Origin of the sequence: Limosilactobacillus caviae (assembly GCF_014635905.1) — a bacterium.
GTDB classification, from domain to species: Bacteria; Bacillota; Bacilli; order Lactobacillales; family Lactobacillaceae; genus Limosilactobacillus; species Limosilactobacillus caviae.
The window spans coordinates 1-20,123 of sequence record NZ_BMDS01000010.1; the positions used below are offsets into that span (position 1 = coordinate 1).

At 38.9% G+C, this 20,123-nt stretch carries 11 protein-coding genes; 10 read left to right on the forward strand and 1 reads right to left on the reverse strand.

Annotated features, from left to right (window positions below; genetic code table 11):
- The 7 genes from IEU90_RS10065 to IEU90_RS10095 form a co-directional block, all read left to right on the forward strand.
- A partial coding sequence (locus tag IEU90_RS10065; protein WP_308738387.1) for a glycoside hydrolase family 70 protein occupies positions 1–3,494 on the forward strand: 3,494 nt, incomplete at its 5' end.
- A gap of 189 nt (positions 3,495–3,683) precedes the next feature.
- Complete coding sequence (gene rfbA, locus IEU90_RS10070; RefSeq protein WP_153710860.1) at positions 3,684–4,556, forward strand: glucose-1-phosphate thymidylyltransferase RfbA; 873 nt, start codon at positions 3,684–3,686, stop codon at positions 4,554–4,556.
- Between the two features lie 4 nt (positions 4,557–4,560).
- A complete protein-coding gene (gene rfbC, locus IEU90_RS10075; RefSeq protein ID WP_153710859.1) occupies positions 4,561–5,142 on the forward strand; it encodes a dTDP-4-dehydrorhamnose 3,5-epimerase in 582 nt (193 codons plus the stop codon).
- Between the two features lie 11 nt (positions 5,143–5,153).
- Complete coding sequence (rfbB, locus tag IEU90_RS10080; protein ID WP_153710858.1) at positions 5,154–6,194, forward strand: dTDP-glucose 4,6-dehydratase; 1,041 nt, start codon at positions 5,154–5,156, stop codon at positions 6,192–6,194.
- Between the two features lie 82 nt (positions 6,195–6,276).
- On the forward strand, positions 6,277–7,116 hold the full coding sequence (gene rfbD, locus IEU90_RS10085; RefSeq protein WP_153710857.1) for a dTDP-4-dehydrorhamnose reductase: 840 nt from the start codon (positions 6,277–6,279) through the stop codon (positions 7,114–7,116).
- 72 nt (positions 7,117–7,188) lie between these two features.
- Positions 7,189–9,840 (forward strand): N-acetylmuramoyl-L-alanine amidase, encoded by a 2,652-nt coding sequence (locus IEU90_RS10090; RefSeq protein ID WP_153710856.1) that lies wholly within the window; start codon positions 7,189–7,191, stop codon positions 9,838–9,840.
- A gap of 74 nt (positions 9,841–9,914) precedes the next feature.
- On the forward strand, positions 9,915–11,030 hold the full coding sequence (locus tag IEU90_RS10095) for an AI-2E family transporter (protein WP_153710855.1): 1,116 nt from the start codon (positions 9,915–9,917) through the stop codon (positions 11,028–11,030).
- Between the two features lie 42 nt (positions 11,031–11,072).
- Here the strand turns inward: IEU90_RS10095 and IEU90_RS10100 are convergent, their stop codons facing one another.
- The gene (locus tag IEU90_RS10100; RefSeq protein WP_188358083.1) at positions 11,073–12,542 is read right to left on the reverse strand and encodes an LCP family protein; all 1,470 of its coding nucleotides are present in this window, start codon (positions 12,540–12,542) and stop codon (positions 11,073–11,075) included.
- Positions 12,543–12,728: 186 nt separating this feature from the next.
- On the opposite strand from IEU90_RS10100, the gene IEU90_RS10105 reads away from it, so the two are divergent.
- The 3 genes from IEU90_RS10105 to IEU90_RS10115 all read left to right on the forward strand — a co-directional run bounded on the left by IEU90_RS10105 (position 12,729) and on the right by IEU90_RS10115 (position 20,078).
- Positions 12,729–14,306: a peptide chain release factor 3 gene (locus IEU90_RS10105; protein ID WP_153710853.1), complete on the forward strand. Its 1,578-nt coding sequence runs from the start codon at positions 12,729–12,731 to the stop codon at positions 14,304–14,306.
- A 161-nt stretch (positions 14,307–14,467) separates the two neighbouring features.
- The gene (locus IEU90_RS10110; RefSeq protein ID WP_188358084.1) at positions 14,468–17,299 is read left to right on the forward strand and encodes an NlpC/P60 family protein; all 2,832 of its coding nucleotides are present in this window, start codon (positions 14,468–14,470) and stop codon (positions 17,297–17,299) included.
- 67 nt (positions 17,300–17,366) lie between these two features.
- Positions 17,367–20,078 carry a KxYKxGKxW signal peptide domain-containing protein gene (locus tag IEU90_RS10115; protein WP_153710851.1) on the forward strand — a complete coding sequence of 904 codons (2,712 nt, stop codon included), beginning with the start codon at positions 17,367–17,369 and terminating at the stop codon, positions 20,076–20,078.
- The last annotated feature ends 45 nt before the right edge of the window (positions 20,079–20,123 follow it).

Below are 20,123 nucleotides of genomic sequence, written 5' to 3' on the forward strand. Positions count from 1 at the left end.
ACGGCAATCAAGTAGAATTTTCTGGTTGGCATGCCAGTGACCAAGCCTTTAATATGCCTTATCAATGGTTGATTGTACTATCTAATGGTAAGGAAGTTGGTCGTCAACTTATTAGCACTACTAAAGATGGAGTTGCTGGATTTAATAGAAATGATGTCTACAATGCCTTCCCAGAAATTGCTGGTAGTGTTCAATCTGGTTTCCAGGGATCGATGACGCTTAAAAACAGCTTAAATAATACTAGTGTTCAACTAGTTCATCGTTTTAGTGATGATGGAAAAAATGGTGAAGGTAACCGAATTGATTTTTGGTCTACTAGTTTACCTGTAAAAGATGGCTTCCAGTTAGGGAAAGGTCCTCTTCATAAATTTGGTTTACAGACAATTAATGGTAAGCAATATTTCGTTGATACGGTAACTAACCAACCACGAAAGAATTTCTTATTACAAGATGGTGATAATTGGCTTTACTTTGATAGTGTCACTGGAGCTGCCCAGAATGCATTAAAACTTCAATTTGATAAAGGAACTGTTTCTTTTGACGCAGCATTCATAAATGGTAACCAAGCTTATAGCTATGATAACAACAGTATTGAAAATGTTAATGGTTTCTTAACTGCAGATACTTGGTATCGACCAAAACAGATTTTAAAGGACGGTACTACTTGGACTAATACTAAAGAAAATGACCTACGTCCACTGTTAATGGTTTGGTGGCCAAACAGACAAATTCAAGTGGACTATCTTAATTACATGAAGAAAAATGGTTTGATTAATACTAATGGTAATTTCTCCGTTAATGAAGATAACACTACTTTGAGTAAGGCTACAGAGGACGTTCAACGCAATATTGAAAAGCGAATCAATAATGAGAACAGTTCTGAGTGGCTAAAGGTAATGATTAATGAATTTATTAAGACTGAGTCAATCTGGAACAAGTCTAGTGAAAGTGAAGATTATGGTGGCCTTCAGCTTCAAGGTGGATTCCTTAAGTATGTAAATAGCGATCTTACTAAGTATGCTAATTCAGATTGGCGTTTAATGGATCGAACTGCAACTAATATTAATGGTAAAGGTTATGGTGGGGCAGAGTTCCTATTAGCCAATGATATTGATAACTCAAATCCAGTAGTTCAAGCTGAAGAATTAAACTGGCTTTACTACTTAATGAATTTTGGTACAATTACGGGCAATAATTCAGAAGCTAATTTTGATGGTATTCGTGTTGATGCTGTTGATAACGTTGATGTTGATCTATTGAGCATTGCCCGCAACTACTTTAATGCAGCATATAACATGGAACAGAGTGATGCTAATGCTAATAAGCATCTTAATATCCTCGAAGACTGGGGTTGGGACGACCCTGCATATGTTAACCAAATCGGCAATCCACAATTAACAATGGATGATCGTTTCCGCAATGCAATTATGGATACTTTATCAGGTAGCCCAGAAAATAATCAAGGACTTAGTAAATTAATTACTCAGGCCTTAGTAAACCGAGCTAATGATAGTACTGAAAACGCAGTAATTCCAAGTTATACTTTTGTAAGAGCACATGATAGTAACGCACAGGACCAAATTCGTCAGGCAATCCAGGCGGCAACTGGTAAGCCTTATGGTCAATTTAACTTAGAAGATGAAAAGAAGGGTATGGATCTCTATATTAAAGATCAAAACTCTACTAATAAGAAGTGGAATTTATACAATATGCCTTCTGCATATACTGTATTATTAACTAGCAAGGATACTGTTCCTCGTGTTTATTATGGTGATTTATATCAAGATGGTGGGCAGTACATGGAACATCAAACTCGTTACTACCCAACTATTACTAACTTACTTAAGACACGGATTAAGTATGTTGCTGGTGGTCAAACAATGAATGTTGATAATAACGGCGTTTTGACCAGTGTACGTTTTGGTAAGGGTGCGATGACAGTAAATGACGCTGGAAATACTGAAACCCGAACTGAAGGTATTGGTGTTGTTATCAGTAATGACACCAACTTAGCACTTAAAGATTCTGATTCAGTAGTACTTCATATGGGTGCTGCTCATAAGAACCAGAAGTATCGTGCAGTTATTTTGACAACACAGGATGGGGTTAAAAATTATGAAAGCGATGAGAATGCACCAATTGCATATACTGATGCTAATGGTGATCTTCGCTTCTTTAACCGTGATTTAACTATTAGTGGTGCTGGTACGCAAGCTAATACTGCTGTAAAAGGTTATGCTAACCCAGATGTTACTGGATATCTTGCTGTATGGGTTCCTGCTGATGCTCCAGCTGATCAAGATGCACGAACTATTGCGAGCGATGAAGCTCATACAACCAAGACTGCCTATCGTTCTAATGCAGCACTTGATTCTAATGTAATTTATGAAGGATTCTCAAACTTTATTTATTGGCCTACAACTAAGGATGAAAGGACAAATGTAAGAATTGCTCAAAATGCTGACTTGTTTAAGTCATGGGGAATTACTTCATTTGAAATGGCACCACAATACAATTCAAGTAAAGATGGTACATTCTTAGACTCAATTATTGATAATGGGTATGCATTTACGGATCGATACGACTTGGGTATGAGTACACCAAATAAATATGGTTCTGACGAAGACTTACGAAATGCTCTTCAATCTTTGCATAAAGCTGGCTTACAAGCTATTGCCGATTGGGTTCCTGACCAAATATACAACTTGCCGGGCAAAGAAGCTGTTACAGTTATCCGCTCGGATGATCATGGTAATACTTGGGAAAATTCAACCATTAAGAATACTGTTTATGTTGTAAATACTATCGGTGGTGGTGAATATCAGAAGAAATATGGTGGAGCATTCTTAGATGACCTCCAAAAGCAATATCCTGATCTCTTTAAACAAAAATATGCTACTACTGGGACAACAATTGATCCAAGTGTCAAGATTACTGAGTGGTCTGCTAAATACTTGAATGGTACTAATATTCTTCATCGTGGTTCAGGCTATGTTCTCCGTTCAAATGATGGGCAATACTATAATCTTGGTACCAGTACTAAGCAGTTCTTGCCGAGCCAACTAATGGGCAAGGGTGAAGCTAATGAAAATAGCTTTGTGATGAGTACAGATGGTAAATACCATTACTACAACGAAAATGGTGAAATGGTTAAGAATACGTTTATTCAAGATAGTACTGGAAATTGGTACTTCTTTGACAATAAAGGTGATATGGTAGCTAATAAGAACTTTGTTGAGGTTAATTCTAATGGTACTAGTGGCACATATTTATTCTTAAATAATGGTGTTTCATTCCGTTCAGGATTAGTTAAGACGACTGATGGCACATACTACTTTGATGGTGATGGTCGTATGGTAAGAAACCAAGTGGTTAAAGCCGGAGCAATGACGTATGTTCTTGACCAAACTGGTAAGCTTATCAGTGAATCATATGATCCATCAGCTACAGAAGCCCACCCTCTAAAGCCAGGTGACTTAAGTGGTCAAAACTAGATTTTAGTAGGTAATAAATAATCTTTGTAAACAAAAACTAGCCTAATCTTTAAGGGTCACTTAATTGGTAATTCATGATACCAATTAAGTGACTTTTTAAGTAACTGAATAAAAAGTAATAATCAGACATTTGATAACATAAATTGTGTTAAAATAATAAAGGATTTTTGAACTCATAAGGAGGCCACTATGAAAGGAATAATTTTAGCAGGTGGGTCTGGTACCCGTCTCTATCCAATTACGCGTGGTATTTCAAAACAATTGATTCCGGTTTATGATAAGCCAATGATTTATTATCCGCTATCGACTTTAATGCTAGCTGGAATTCGTGATATTTTAGTTATTTCAACCCCCGAATATATGCCTCTTTTTCAAGACTTATTAGGGGATGGTTCTAATTTAGGACTTAATTTTTCATATAAGGTGCAGGAACACCCTAATGGCTTAGCGGAAGCTTTTATCCTTGGTGAAGATTTCATTGGTGATGATAGTGTCTGCTTAATCCTCGGTGATAACATTTACTATGGAGCGGGCTTATCGGAGTTAGTTCAGTCGGCTGCTAAAAAGACTGACGGGGCAACTGTCTTTGGTTACCATGTCAATGATCCCGAACGTTTCGGAGTAGTTGACTTTGATGATCAGATGCATGCTTTATCAATTGAAGAGAAGCCGGCTCATCCCAAGAGTAATTACGCGGTTACTGGTTTGTACTTCTATGATAATCAGGTCGTTGATATTGCTAAGAACATCAAGCCATCTGCGCGCGGTGAATTAGAGATTACCGATGTTAATAAAGAATACCTTCGTCAAGGTAAGCTAGACGTTAAGTTAATGGGTCGTGGTTATGCCTGGCTTGATACCGGGACTCATGATTCAATGCTTGAAGCAGCCAACTTTATTGCCACGATTGAAAAACGGCAAAACCTTAAAGTGGCTTGCCTTGAAGAAATTGCCTATCGGATGGGCTACATTAATAAGGAAGAATTAGTAGAATTGGCGCAACCATTAAAGAAGAATGATTACGGTCAGTATTTATTACGATTAGCGGAACAGGAGAATTAAGATAATGGGTAAATTAAAGGTTCAAACGACAAAACTACAAGATGTTAAGATCATTACACCAGCCGTCTTTGGTGATCAGCGGGGCTTCTTTGAAGAAACCTACTCTGACCGTGATTTTAAGGAAGCAGGAATTGACTTTAACTTTATTCAAGATAATCAATCTCTTTCAACTCGTGCTGGCGTGCTCCGTGGTCTTCATTTTCAACGTGGGAAGGCTGCCCAAACGAAATTAATTCGGGTTGTTACTGGAGCAGTTCTTGATGTGATCGTTGACGTGCGGAAAGGTTCCCCAACATACAATCAATGGGAAGGCTACATCTTATCTGCCAGCAATCATCGTCAATTATTAGTTCCACGTGGTTTTGCCCATGGCTTCTTAACTTTGACTGATAATGTTAACTTTGTCTACAAGTGTGATAACTACTATGATGCTGAAGCTGATGGCGGGCTTTCCTTTAAGACTCCCGAATTAAACATTGACTGGCCAATTGAATTTGATAAGGCAATTACTTCCGAAAAGGATGCCGCCCAGCCAACCTTAACTGAATTTGAAAAGAACAATCCCTTTGTTTACGGCGAAATTTAAGCGAGGTACTTATGGAAACATTTAAGAATATTATTGTTACCGGTGGTGCCGGTTTTATTGGTTCTAACTTTGTCCACTATGTCGTTAAGGATCACCCAGAAGTTGAACATATCACGGTTTTAGATAAATTAACTTATGCTGGTAATCCGGCTAACCTTGATGGCCTGCCTAAAGATAAGGTGGAGTTAGTAGTTGGCGATATTTGTGATAAGGATTTAGTTGATAAGTTAGTAAGCAAAGCAGATGCCGTGGTTCATTATGCGGCCGAAAGTCATAATGATAACTCATTGATTGATCCAACACCATTTATTAAGACTAATATCGAAGGAACCTTTACCTTAATCCAAGCTTGCCGGAAATATGATGTTCGTTACCACCATATTTCAACTGATGAAGTCTATGGAGACTTACCATTACGGGAAGACTTACCAGGTCACGGTGAGGGCAAAGGCGAGAAATTTACGCCAGATTCCCCATACCGTCCCTCAAGTCCTTATTCATCATCAAAGGCTAGTTCTGATTTGTTAGTCCGTGCTTGGGTCCGGTCATTTGACTTACGGGCCACTATTTCTAACTGTTCCAACAACTATGGTCCTTACCAACACATCGAAAAGTTTATTCCGCGTCAAATTACTAATATCTTAAGCGGTATTCGGCCAAAGCTTTACGGTTCAGGTAAAAATGTCCGTGACTGGATTCACACCAATGACCATTCTCGAGCAGTATGGGACATTTTAACTAAGGGGAAGATTGGTGAAACCTACCTAATTGGTGCTGATGGTGAAAAGAACAATAAGGAAGTTCTGGAAATGATCCTTGAACTAATGGGTCAGCCTAAAGATGCTTATGATCATGTAAAGGATCGTCCTGGTCATGACTTGCGATATGCGATTGATGCGACTAAGCTTCAAACTGAATTAGGCTGGGAGCCAGAATACACTGACTTCAAGACGGGCCTACAACATACCATTGACTGGTATACAGAACACCAAGATTGGTGGAAAGATGAAAAGGCCGCGGTTGAAGCAAAGTATGCTAAGAATGGACAATAATAATTAATAAAAATAGTCGTGATATTCTAATCGATTGCCGATGAACATCACGACTATTAATTTAAAAGCGAGGGGAAAAGCGATGACAAAAATTTTAATCACCGGTGCCAATGGTCAACTAGGCTCAGAATTACGCAATTTATTAGATGAACGGGGCATTGAGTACGATGCCTTCGATTCAAAGCAAATGGATATTACTAACAAAGAGATTGTAGACAAAAAGATCAACGCATTAAAACCAGCTGTTATTTATCATTGTGCAGCCTATACTGCTGTTGATAATGCCGAAGATGTGGCTAAAGAGTTAAACTGGCAGGTAAATGAAGTCGGTACGCGTAATGTTGCCGAAGCAGCGAAAAAAGTTGGTGCCAAGATGGTCTATATCAGCACCGACTATGTTTTTGATGGTACTAATGAGGGAGAATATGAAGTTAATGCCCCAGTCAACCCAAAAAATGAATACGGTAAGGCTAAGTTAGCAGGTGAAGAAGCAGTTAAGGCAATTCTTGACGATTATTATATTATCCGTACTTCTTGGGTTTTTGGTAAGTATGGCAAGAACTTTGTCTACACCATGTTACGACTTGCCAAGGATCACGATAAATTAACAGTTGTAAATGATCAATTTGGCCGTCCAACCTGGACTCGCACTTTAGCTGAATTTATGACATACTTAGTTGATAATAACCAGCCATTTGGTACATATCAATTATCTAATGAAGGCTCCTGCTCATGGTACGAATTTGCCAGTGAGATTTTGAAAGATCAGGATGTTGAAGTGGCACCAGTTGATTCAAGTGCCTATCCTGCTAAGGCTTACCGCCCACGTCATTCAGTGATGAGCTTGAAGAAAGCGGAGAGTACTGGTTTTGAGATTATGGATTGGCAGAGTGCTCTCCAACAATTCTTAAAACTAGTTTAAAATTTGAGATTTTCTTAACGAAATTTGTGGTATCTTTAATAGTGTAATTTCTAATTTAATAGGGAGATAACAATGGAAATTAAAAAACACTATAAATTATACAAAGATGGCAAACAATGGTGCTGCATGGCATTAGCCGCTGCTGCTGTATCGGCCAGTTTAATGCTTGGCAACGCTAGTGTAAAAGCTGATACCACAACGACTAATGATCCACAAACAGAACAAGTGGTAACGCCAGCTGCTGATAGCACAAGTCAGACCACAGACTTAGCTGCTCAAGAAAAGGCAGCCCAAGTAAAGGATAATGGTAATTATGGCTGGCTTGATTCAGCTAACGTGGTTAATAATGGTAACTTACAAGTTAGTGGTTGGCAGGCTACCAACCAAGCGGCTGGTAAAGATAACCGGTATGTAATTGCTTATGACAGTACTACCAATACAGAATTAGGACGGACTAAGGTAAATGGAAATCTTGCCCGTCCCGATGTCGCGAAGGCTTATCCTAATGTAGTCAATGCTAAGGATGCCGGTTACCAAGCAACGATGAATAACCTTGACTGGAGCAAGGTTAAGAATGTTGATGACCATCTTCAAATCGTTAGCCGTTACAGTAATGCTGCTAACGGTGAAGGAGACCACGTTGATTCATGGTCGCAACCAATCAATTTAGATAAGAGCAACAATGCCTATCTTGATAATTTCAGTATTGTTAATAACCAATTACAAGTAACCGGTTGGAATGCCACTAATAAAGCATTGGGCAAGAATAACCATTACATTATCTTATTTGACCGGACTGCCGGTCATGAGTTAGCACGGCAAAAGGCAACAGCTGTTGCCCGCCCCGATGTCGCCAAGGTTTACCCGCAGGTAATCAATGCGCAAAACTCTGGTTTTAATGTCAGCTTCTCATTGGCTAATGTGGACTTAAATCATGAATTGCAAGTTATTAGTCGCTACAGTGATGTCCAAAATGGTGAAGGCAATAATGTTAATTATTGGTATGCCCCAAAGAAATTCACTCCAAGCAATACCAGCAATCAAGGTTACCTTGATAACTTTAACCTTAGCAATGGGGAATTAACCGTTGCTGGTTGGCACGCTACTGATTATTCTCAGATAGAGAGTAACCACTACTTAATTCTTTTTGATAAGAGTAACAATACTCAAGTAGCTTCAATCAGGGTTACTAATGTTGCCCGCCCCGATGTAGCTAAAGCTTATTCCGCTGTTCAGAGTGCTGGTCAATCTGGTTTTAATGCTAGTTTTGGTAAAGTTAATCTGACTCCAGGTCACGCTTACCAAATCGTTAGCCGTTATTCAACTTTAGCTGAAGGCAACGGTGATAATGGTCAGAGTAAGTTTACTGATATCTGGTTCGCCCCAGTAACCTTAAATCAACAGGCTTACAGCATTGATAATTTCAGTGCGACTAAAGATGGCTTTAATGTAACCGGTTGGGTAGCTAGTGACCAGGCCATTAATAAGCAAAATCCATACTTGATTTTATTAAACAATGGTAAAGAAATTGCGCGGACAAAGTTAAGCTTAACTGATCGTCCCGATGTAGCTAAGGTATATCCGAGCCTTTATAATTCAGGTAAGAGTGGCTTCGATGTTAATTTAAAGGTTGACCCAGCGACAGTAAATGGCACCTTAAAGATCTTGCTTCGTTTTGCTGGTTCAACAGATGGTAAGACTGATTTTAGTGATCAAACTAGTCAGGATTATCCAACAAATACAGGTAATTTTGATAATGTTCATATTACTGCAACCAAGGTAAGTCTTAGTGGTTGGCATGCAAGCACTCAAGTTGCTAATAGACCATATGAATACTTAATTGTTCTTGATAATGGTGGTAAGGAACTTTACCGTCAACAAATTACTGATAAGGATATTACCCGTAACGATGTTCAAAATGTTTATCCATATATTAAGGAAGCTAATAAGTCTGGCTTCCAAGTAACAATGGATATCCCCGCTAATATGCAAGGACACTTGGTTCGCTTTATTCATCGGATTACTGATGATCAACAAGGTAACGGTAATTATGTTGATTTCTATTCCAACCCAGTTATTATTAATTTGCAATATAATATGAATGCAAACGGCATCAACCGTTATATTTTAGATAATGGCATTGGGCATGCAAATATTACGGTAAATCATGTTCTTAATGAAGCTAATGTAGCTAGTGGCATTTTGACTGGTAAATACAGTGAAACTAAAGATGGTAAGCCCAATATGGTCGTAGTTCATGAAACCGCCAACCCTAATGACAGTATGGGGGGGGAGATTAACTACGAAAAGGCTAATTACAATGATGCTTTTGTGCATGCTTTTGTTGATGGTAACCAAATTGTAGAAATTGCCCCAACAGATCATGAAGCCTGGGGAGCAGCCTATCCAGCAAATGGTCGAGCAGTTCAATTTGAACAGGTAGAAGTATATGGTGCAAATAACTTTGCTCACGAACTTGTAAATGCTGCTTACTATACCGCATATAAGATGAATGAATATGGAATGTTCCCTAGTTTAGCACAATCAGATGGTACTGGATCATTATGGTCACACCATGATGTAACTAGATATATTGCTAATGGTAAGACAAATCATACAGACCCTGATGGCTATTGGACAAATAGGGCATCACGTTACTTTGGCACTTCCTATACAATGAATGACTTCTTTGAATTAGTTAAGTATGAATATTCTCACCTTTAGTAATTAATTTTTAAACAAAACCTTCTAAAACTGCGGTACAATTTTAGAAGGTTTTTATTTTATAAGGAGTATCTATGTCTAAGCAAAAATTTTATCATTGGCTTTTTTGGCCGTTAATGTTATTGTCGATAGCAACTTTGATCTGGATGTGTACGAAAATCCAGTTTGTATTTCAACCATTTCTAACTTTTATTTCAGTTGTTTTTGTTCCCCTGATTATCTCTGGCTTCTTGTATTATATGTTAAATCCGGTTTTAAAGCTTTTTATGAAGATTAAAATTGGTCGTTTTCGGATGAACAAGGGGCTAGCTAGTTTATTAATTGTGTTGTTGCTAATTGTGATTATTGTCGGGGGGATAACGATGCTGATTCCGCCGGTAGTAAAGGAAATTTCTTCCTTAGTTCGTCATTTACCGCAAACAGTTACCGGATTACAGCATTTAATTAATGATACTATTCAACACTCATTTTTAAAGAACGTTGATTTAAATTCTTATTACCGTCAGTTTGATCACCAGTTAGCTGGCTATGCTCAAAAAGTTCTACAAGGACTATCTGAGCGGGTAGGTGATATTATCGGGATGTTGACAAACGTTACTGTTGTGACTATTACTGTTCCCGTAATGCTATTCTACATGCTTAAGGATGGTTCTAAGCTTATTCCAAGTATTCAGAAATGGCTTTCACCTCACCATGCTAAAGAGGTGAATGAACTCCTTGGGAAGATGAATTCCACCTTGTCCTCATATATTTCCGGACAGATGATCGAGTGCCTATTTGTTGGTGTGTTTACATCAATTGGTTATGTAATTATCGGCCAGCCATTGGCAATCGTGCTAGGAATTGTTGCTGGACTAACCAATATTATTCCATACATTGGGCCTTATATTGGGATTGCACCTGCCTTGTTTGTGGCATTAACAATGGCGCCAAATAAAATTATTTGGGTAATCGTTGTTGTAATTGTTGTTCAACAGGTAGATGGAAATATTGTTTACCCAAATATTATTGGTAAGACATTACAAATCCACCCGTTAACAATTATTATGTTATTGCTTGCTGCCGGTCATATTGCCGGAATTGGTGGAATGATTCTTTGCATTCCATTCTATGCGGTTATTAAGACCATTTGTGAATACTTCTTTGATATTTACCGAATTGAACACCCAATAAAAGAAAAACAAGAGTAAAGAAAAATCTTCGCTGATTTAATTTCAACGAAGATTTTTTATTTAGTAATATCGATGTGTATATCCGTAATGGTTACCGTATGTTGGGTGAGTGTAGGTTGAATGGTAACCATTATTATAACTATGATAGGTATGATATTGCGGTGTTGAGTAACGTTGGGTAGTAGCAGCTTGTGCATGGTTTTCAGTAGCAGGAACAGCTTGCGATTCACTATATGCTTCGTTGCTATTGTTTACTGAAGTACTTTCTTCTTCGCTTTGACTAGTTCGTGAATGGCGATTACTTGAGCCAGTAACCTCATCGCTACCACTACCAGGATCGTTGTAACTTGCACCACCTGGAAGAATGAAGTTGGTTTCATTATATCCGTTATAGTGTGGTTGCGACTTGTACATCTTAGTTTCGTGATTAACAACGTTCTTGGCTTTTAATCCTAATTGCGTACGAATTAACTTAGATACCCGGTTGATTTCTTTTGGACTGGCAATTTGGAAGGATACTCCTTCGATCGTTGCGTTTTGACCTTGGAAATGGTACGTTTTAACGTTATTCATTGCTCCATGGTAGTTACCGTAAAGGGTTGCAATGTCGTCAATCGGAATATTAGTTTTAACCCCATCCCCAACAGCATCAAGGATCTTATTAGCTGCTCCAATTGATCCAGAAGTCTTAAATTTATTGATAACGCTCTTTAGAATCTGTTGTTGCCGTTTTTGCCGACCATAATCATTATTTGGATCATCGTACCGCATTCGTGAGTACTTCAACGCGTTTGCTCCGTTAAGGTGTTGTTTCCCTTTTTTGAAGTGGTGACCCTCATAGTCAAAGGCAAATGGATTATTGACTTCAACTCCGCCAACAGAGTTTACAACTTTTTCGAGAACTCCCATGTTGATAACGGCATAGTAATCGATTGGCACATCAAGTAGTTCTGATACTTGTTTAACGGTTTGCTTAGGGCCATTAATCGCATAAGCCGCATTGATCTTGACATAGTCTGGACCATCACTAGTTTCGACACGAACTAAAATGTCTCGTGGAATACTGGCCATTGTGATTGTTTTATTCTTTGGATTAATGGTGAATAATTCTAGCGAGTCGGTATTACCACCCTTGTTACCCCGATCTAGGGCACCAACATCGGTTCCCATCGTAAGGACAGAGACAGGCTCACCTTTTTGGAGCTTCTTACTAATCTTACCATCACCAGCACCAAACACTCCCTTGGCAACTGAGTGAACTTTATGATATTCGTAAAATCCACCGGCAACCACAAGGCAGATTAGGAAACCAATCAAGAGCCGTACCCAATTAGGAGTTCGGTAGTGGTGTTTTTGCGGTGGCTGAAAGTCTGGTGATGATTGTTCTTCTTCGCGCCGCAATCGATTTTCACGATTATTATGTGCTTCTTCGCGTTCTCGCCGTTTACGCTCATTAACGTCACGTTGGATACGTTCTTCCATCCGTTTACGGTAATGTTCCCGTGATTCGTGATTATTGTTATTATCCATATACAAAGTACCTCAATAAAATAAGTTCTAACTTTATTAATATAGCAGAAAATTAATATCAAGTTCAAATATATCGTAAGACTTTAAACTTTCTGTAACTTTTCGCAAGGATAGACTTTCCTAAAAATATGTAATAGTATAGTAGAGATATTGCGCAAATTTAAATGAAGAAAGGAAAATAAGTTAATGTCACCAAAACAACTTGCTGAAGCAGTTAATAAGCGACGGACATTCGCCATAATTTCACACCCGGATGCCGGTAAGACAACCATTACTGAGCAACTTCTCCTTTTTGGAGGCGTTGTTCGGGAAGCTGGGACCGTTAAAGCACGGAAAACCGGTAACTTTGCTAAGTCAGACTGGATGGAGATTGAAAAAAAGCGTGGAATCTCTGTTACTTCATCTGTTATGCAGTTTGATTTTCAAGGAAAAAGAATCAATATCCTTGATACTCCGGGGCACGAAGACTTTTCTGAAGATACCTACCGGACATTAATGGCAGTGGACTCTGCTGTCATGGTTATTGATAGTGCCAAGGGGATTGAGCCGCAGACAAAGAAGCTTTTCCAAATTTGTAAAATGCGGGGGATTCCGATTTTTACCTTTATGAACAAGTTTGATCGGGATGCCCGTGAACCGCTCGACTTGCTTAATGAAGTTGAGGATGTCCTTGGAATTGAGACTTACCCGATGAACTGGCCAATTGGTTCCGGTCACCAGTTTAAAGGAGTATATGACCGTTTTAATCGCCGTGTTGCATTGACCCACCCAGCAGACGAAAGCAACCCTTACTTACCATTAGATGAAGATGGTAATGTTAAAGGTGAAAATCCATTAGCTGGTGATGGTGAATGGCAGGACGCAATGGATGGCATGGAATTAGTTGAGGTTGCTGGTAATGAGTTAGACCGTGAAAAGATTGCCAAGGGTGATCAAACGCCTGTCTTCTTTGGTTCAGCGTTAACTAATTTTGGAGTACAAACTTTTTTGGAAACTTATCTTCAATTTGCACCAGCACCAAGCGACCATAAGACCGACGAAGGGGATGTTGTCAAGCCTCTTGATCCTGAATTTTCTGGCTTTGTTTTCAAGATTCAGGCAAATATGAATCCACGACACCGTGATCGAATTGCTTTCGTGCGGATTTGTTCTGGCGAATTTGACCGCGGGATGGATGTTACTTTATCACGGACGAAGAAGCCAATGCGGTTATCAAACGTGACCGAATTCATGGCTGACACCCGTGAAAATGTCGAGACAGCAGTTGCTGGTGATATTATTGGACTATATGACACGGGTAACTTCCAGATTGGTGATTCTATTTATAATGGTAAAAAGGATATTCAATTTGAAAAGTTACCACAATTTACCCCTGAATTATTTGTTCGGGTATCTGCTAAAAACGTGATGAAGCAAAAGTCCTTCCATAAAGGTATTAATCAGTTAGTCCAAGAAGGAGCCGTTCAGCTTTATCGCAGCTATTCTACTGGCGATTATATCTTGGGTGCCGTTGGTCAGCTACAGTTTGAGGTCTTTAAGTTCCGAATGCAAAACGAATACAATTCCGAAGTTGTGATGGAACCAATGGGCAAGAAGACTGCTCGTTGGATTGATCCTGACCAATTAGATGAGAAGATGTCGTCATCACGGAATATCTTGGTTAAGGACATTCATGACCAGCCGCTGTTCTTGTTTGAAAATCAATTTGCGGAAAACTGGTTTAAGCAAAAGTATCCTGATGTGAAGTTGACGGCGAAGTTGTAAAATAATTTTGAACAAGAGTATCTATGCAATTGTATAGATGCTTTTTTATTCACTGAAAAATATGAAGAAATATTGAAAAACTATTTAAAAATATTTAAATTTATGATTTAATTTACCTGTTTAATGAAAGTTAATTTCTCTAAGGAAAGTCAGGTAATATTATGCAAGAAAAAAGCCATTATAAGCTTTTTAAGGCTGGTAAAAACTGGTGTACGATGATGATTACATTGATTGCAGCAGCAGCGGGTGTATCTATTGCAAGCACCACTGTACACGCTGATACAGCTGCAACTCCAACAGTTCAAGTTGAAAAAGCAACGGGAACAAAAGATCAACAATCCAATGGTAAGCCTGATCAAGAAAAGCAATTAGGTCAGGGTTCAGTAGACACACAAAACACAAACACCAATCCATCTGCTAAACAACAAGCCGATGTTGATTACAAAACACCGGTAAATAACGGTTATATTGATACCGTTACAACTAATGCTAAAGATGAAAACAGTATTGAAGTTAATGGTTGGCACGCTACTAACCAATATAAAAATGGAATGGATCACTACCTTATTGCTTTGAATGGTGATAATAACCATGAATTATACCGAACAAAGGTAGAAACAACTTACCGTCCAGATGTTCAAAAGGTATATCCCAAAGCACCTATTTCAGGTAATGGTGGTTTTCAAGCAACTATTCCTGTTAATCGCTTAGATAATGCGTCATTTGTACGTTTTGTATCTCGTTATACTAACAGTCCAGTCGGTGAACCTAATGGCGGAGTTGATTTCTGGTACCCGACCATTCAGACCAAAGCGGCATATTTAGATAATTTCAAGGTTAATGGCAATAATATCGAGGTTAGTGGTTGGCATGCGGATGATCAATCAGTTAATAAGCCGGCCCACTTCTTGATTTTATTTGATAAGTCTAAGAATAAAGAAGTTGCTCGTCAAGAAACAAAAGTTGTTGCCAGTCCAGATGTAGCACAAAATGGCTATGCAACGATTGCTAATGCTAATAAGTCTCGCTTTAGTGCTGTATTTACAATTAATCCGGCCATGCTTGGCGATGAGCTTACCATTGTTAGTCGTTACAGTGATAACGAAAAAACAGGTGAAGGTAACCGTTCAGATTACTGGTTTAACAATAATTCGCTTAAAATTGGTAAAGGTAAGAATGCTGGTTACATTGATCAATTAAGTGTTGATGCTAAAGATAATAAGGTAATTGTTAGCGGTTGGAATGCCAACGATGATTCAGCAGTATTGACAAACCATTATTTGATTTTATTCGATAAGACGGCAAACCATGAAGTTGCTCGTCAAGCGGTAAAGACACTTGCTAGCGCTGATGTAGCACAAAATGGTTTTGGCGATGTTAATAATGCAAACCAGTCGCGGTTTAATGCTTCGTTTGATATTACCCCAGCAATGATTGGTCACCAATTAACAGTTGTTAGTCGGTATACTAATGATGCTAAGGGTGGTGAAGGGACCCATTCTGATTACTGGTATAACCAAGCTGCTGTCCCTGTCTATGCTAACCAAGCGGGATACCTTGATCAATTTAGCGTTTCAGGAGCTAATGGGCAAATAAATGTAAGTGGTTGGCATGCAGCTGACGCATCTTCAATCTTAAACAACCATTACCTGATTTTATTTGATAAGACTGCAAATCATGAAGTTGCCCGCCAAAACGTAAAGGTTACTGCTAGTGCTGATGTTGCGCAAAATGGTTTTGGTAACATTGCCAATGCAGGTCAATCTAGATTTAGCACGAACTTCAAAGTTACCCCAGCAATGGTTGGTCATCAATTAGTCTTAGTTAGCCGTTACAGTGACGATGCTAAAGGTGGCGAAGGGAACCATATTGATTATTGGTACAACAATGCAGTTAATTTGAATAATAACCAAGCATGGTTAGATAATTTCAATCAAAATGGTAATACAATTACCGCTTCTGGTTGGCATGCAGATGATTCATCATTTATTAACAAGCATCACTTTATTATTCTCTGGGACTTAAGTAAGGGTCACGAAATTGGTCGTAAGGAAGTAACCAATACCACTAGCCCTGATATTAATAATGTCTATGGCAATGTTCTTGGAGCTAATAATGCACGGTTTAGTGTCAGCTTTAACATTGATGGTCAATATGCTCATGATGCAATGCAATTAATTAGTCGATACAGTAATGCGGATAACGGGGAAGGTAATTACTCACAAAACTGGCTTACTAACCAGTACTTGAATCTTTATCAAAACCCATCATGGATGTACCAAATCAACTACAGCCAAATTCAACCGACTGGCCCGGTTGGACACAACATCGGCCCCGGTTACGAAGGAATTAAAACCCAGTTAGTAAAGGATCGGATTGGTACAGGTTATCAACACAACACTTATACAACTGCTGATGCTTATCGGGTAATGAATGTTCAACGCGCGCATGGGCTACCAGCTACCGGTTGGGTTGATTATAATACTTGGGTAGCATTAGGGTTGCCTGCTGACCAATGGAATAGTATTGATAGTTATGTTGCTCCACTTGGTGCCGGCGCTGGTTCTTCTCGTCAGGACCACATTGAGGCAATGATTCGTCAGGCTTACCAATACATGGGTAAACCATGGCTAGCCGGATGTTCATCATCTCCTGCCTATGGTGTGGATTGCTCTGGTTTAGTAATGCAAGCTCTTTATGCTGGTGGTATTAATCCAACTTCATGTAGTTCAATTTACCATGGGTTCCCAGGTAATGAATGGAATTCACGTAATCTCTTTACTGACCCTCACTTTATGAATGTCTCATACGGTGACCGTCAACGTGGTGATTTAGTATTCTATTACCAACCTGGTACACATACAATTTGGCACGTAGCCATTTACCTTGGTAATAACCAAGTAATTGAAAGCTGGCCACCAAGAGTTATGGTTCAACCAATTGTTAATGGTCAACGTAATGTAATTGCAGGGATTAGACGAGTATTCGCATAATTCAATGAAGGGCTTAGAATTCACAATTTTAAGCCTTTTTATTATGGATAACAATCGGGGGATAGTAATGGAGAATAAAAAACATTTTAAACTATATAAAAGTGGTAAAAGTTGGGTAGTAGCCGCAATTACTACCATTGCATTTTCAACAGGCCTTGTATTTAATACTGATGCGCTTGCGGATAATCAACAGCCACAACAAAATAGTCAACCACAAACTAGCCTGACATATAACCACCAAGATAATGGAAATTACGGTTATTTAGATCAAGCTAATTTTAATAACAACCAATTAAGTGTTGCTGGATGGCAAGCAACCAATCAGGCAGTTAACGAAAATAACCGATATGTAATTGCTTATGACAGTACAACGAACAAAGAATTAGGACGTAATACTGTTACTAATGTTGCCCGCCCTGACGTTGAAAAAGTTCATAACGTATATAATGCAGGTGAGTCCGGTTATAATTCAGCAATCAAACTTGACTTTAATAATATGCATGATGAAAATGACTCGATTCAAGTTGTCAGTCGCTATAGTAATGCAGCTAATGGCGAGGGGACGCATACGGACTGGTGGTCCCAGCCGATCTCAATTGATAAAAATAATTATGCGTGCATGGACCAATTTAAAGTTCAAAATGGTCAACTACATGTAGCAGGTTGGAATGCTACTAATGGTTCAATTAATCGAAATCATCATTTCTTAATCTTATTTGATCAAACAGCAGGCCATGAAATAACACGGCAAGAAGTGAAAAAGATTGCTCGTCCAGATGTTGCTAAAGTTTATCCTAATATTGTAAACGCAAATATTTCAGGATTCAGTACAGCTTTTAATGTTGCTAACTTAGACTTTAATCACCAATACCAGATCCTTAGCCGTTATAGTAATGCTGCTAATGGCGAAGGATCAGATGTGACTTATTGGTTTGCTCCACAACGGATTGCACCAGCTAGTCAAGAGAATTTAGGATACGTAGATAACTTTAATATTAGCGATGGCGGTAATCTAACAGTCTCTGGTTGGCACGCAACTAACTTATCAGACCTTGCAAGTAATCGGTTCATCATTATTTTTGATAAGACTGCTAATCGTCAAATTGCTTCTGCTAAGGTAAACAGTGTTAGTCGCCCAGATGTTGCAAAGGCATATCCGAATATCCTTAATGCAAATAGTGCTGGTTTTAATATTACTTTTGATCTTGGCGCAGGCCAATTACAGCCGGGACACGCCTATGCGGTAGTAAGTAGATATTCTGCTGATCCAAATGGTAATGGGAATGATGGACAACACGTTGATTTTTGGTCAAATCCAATTACATTAAATCAAACAGCATTCAGTATCGATCGTACTAATATGACTACTGATGGTTTACAGGTCCAGGGATGGATGGCAAGTGATAATAGCTTAAATCAGCGAGTACCATATCTAATTCTTTTGCATAATGGGGAAGAGGTTACACGTCAAAAGCTGGTTTTAACTACTCGCCCGGATGTTGCAAATGTCTATCCAGCAATGTACAACAGTAAAAATAGTGGTTTTAATACCATCATTAAATTGAATCAGGGACAGTTAGCGCAACTTGTTGATGGGAATATGCAGATCTTGTTACGGTTCTCAACTACTAGTGATGGTAATCCACATCCAAATCAAGGAGTAACAGATCAGCTTAGTGGTAATTACCCAACAAATACAGGAAATGCAACTGTCAAGCTTGATGGAAATAACATTAAGATAGCGGGTTGGCATGCAGCAATTGGCAGTAATCAACGTCAATACCAATACCTAATTGTTGTGGGCTTAGATGGTCATGAATTTTACCGTATTCGTTTAACTAATCAAAATTCAAACCTTAATAGTAACAACGCTAATGCTACATGGATTACAGGAGCTACAAAGTCTGGATTCAGTTCAATGCTTCCTATTCATGCTGATATGGATCACCGTGCAATCAAAGTTATCCATCGTTACACCGATGATCCAGCTGGTAACGGTAATTATCTTGATTTTATATCACCACAAATTGATATTAATGATGGCTTTCAATCGCTTAATGGCAGTACAGTATATTATGATCCAGCTAATGGTCAATTAGCGACTGGATGGCGGACGATTAACGGTAACCGCTATTACTTCTCTGATGGCTATGATGTTCAGCCAGATCCTGATGACTTATGGATTCATTATGACCAATTACATGGGCGGATGTACACCGGTATAAATTGGGTTGATGGTCATTGCTACGATTTTGGTAACAATGGTATTGCACGGGCATTACCGCAAAATGATGGATGGAGTTGGCCATTCCCTGGTTCTGGAGAAGGGTGGTTCCAATCAGGGCAACGTTTTGGCTACACACCTTATCCACGAAAAAATGGTTACCATGATGGCCTTGATTTTGGTCGTAGCGATCACCCTGGTTCAGCAGTTCATGCTGTTCACGGTGGACGTGTGTTAGATGTTAATACTGTTCGTGATGATAACGGGCAGACAATGTGGTGGTTTACAACTATCTGGGATGGTCGTTTCCTCTACGTATACCAGGAAGCATTTAGCAACCGTAACCGGATTACAGTAAATCGCAATGATATTGTATATCCAGGGCAAGTAATTGGTTACCGTGATCTTGATCATTTACACCTTGGCATCAACACCAGTCCTAATTATGGGGTAGACCTTAAGAATTCATTTACGCCAAGTTGGTCAGACAATAGTAAAGCAACTGGTCATGGAGAATGGATCGATCCTGAATGGGTAATTAGAAATCGAGTATAAAATATCATAAGTAGGCTATGGGAAATCGTAGCCTATTTATTTTAA

Excerpts from the sequence above, each read along its gene's own strand:
- IEU90_RS10100 (WP_188358083.1), bottom strand. The coding sequence starts at position 12,542 with ATGGATAATAACAATAATCACGAATCACGGGAACATTACCGTAAACGG.
- IEU90_RS10095 (WP_153710855.1), top strand. The coding sequence starts at position 9,915 with ATGTCTAAGCAAAAATTTTATCATTGGCTTTTTTGGCCGTTAATGTTA.
- rfbC (WP_153710859.1), top strand. The coding sequence starts at position 4,561 with ATGGGTAAATTAAAGGTTCAAACGACAAAACTACAAGATGTTAAGATC.
- IEU90_RS10115 (WP_153710851.1), top strand. The coding sequence starts at position 17,367 with ATGGAGAATAAAAAACATTTTAAACTATATAAAAGTGGTAAAAGTTGG.
- rfbD (WP_153710857.1), top strand. The coding sequence starts at position 6,277 with ATGACAAAAATTTTAATCACCGGTGCCAATGGTCAACTAGGCTCAGAA.
- IEU90_RS10090 (WP_153710856.1), top strand. The coding sequence starts at position 7,189 with ATGGAAATTAAAAAACACTATAAATTATACAAAGATGGCAAACAATGG.
- rfbA (WP_153710860.1), top strand. The coding sequence starts at position 3,684 with ATGAAAGGAATAATTTTAGCAGGTGGGTCTGGTACCCGTCTCTATCCA.
- IEU90_RS10110 (WP_188358084.1), top strand. The coding sequence starts at position 14,468 with ATGCAAGAAAAAAGCCATTATAAGCTTTTTAAGGCTGGTAAAAACTGG.
- rfbB (WP_153710858.1), top strand. The coding sequence starts at position 5,154 with ATGGAAACATTTAAGAATATTATTGTTACCGGTGGTGCCGGTTTTATT.
- IEU90_RS10105 (WP_153710853.1), top strand. The coding sequence starts at position 12,729 with ATGTCACCAAAACAACTTGCTGAAGCAGTTAATAAGCGACGGACATTC.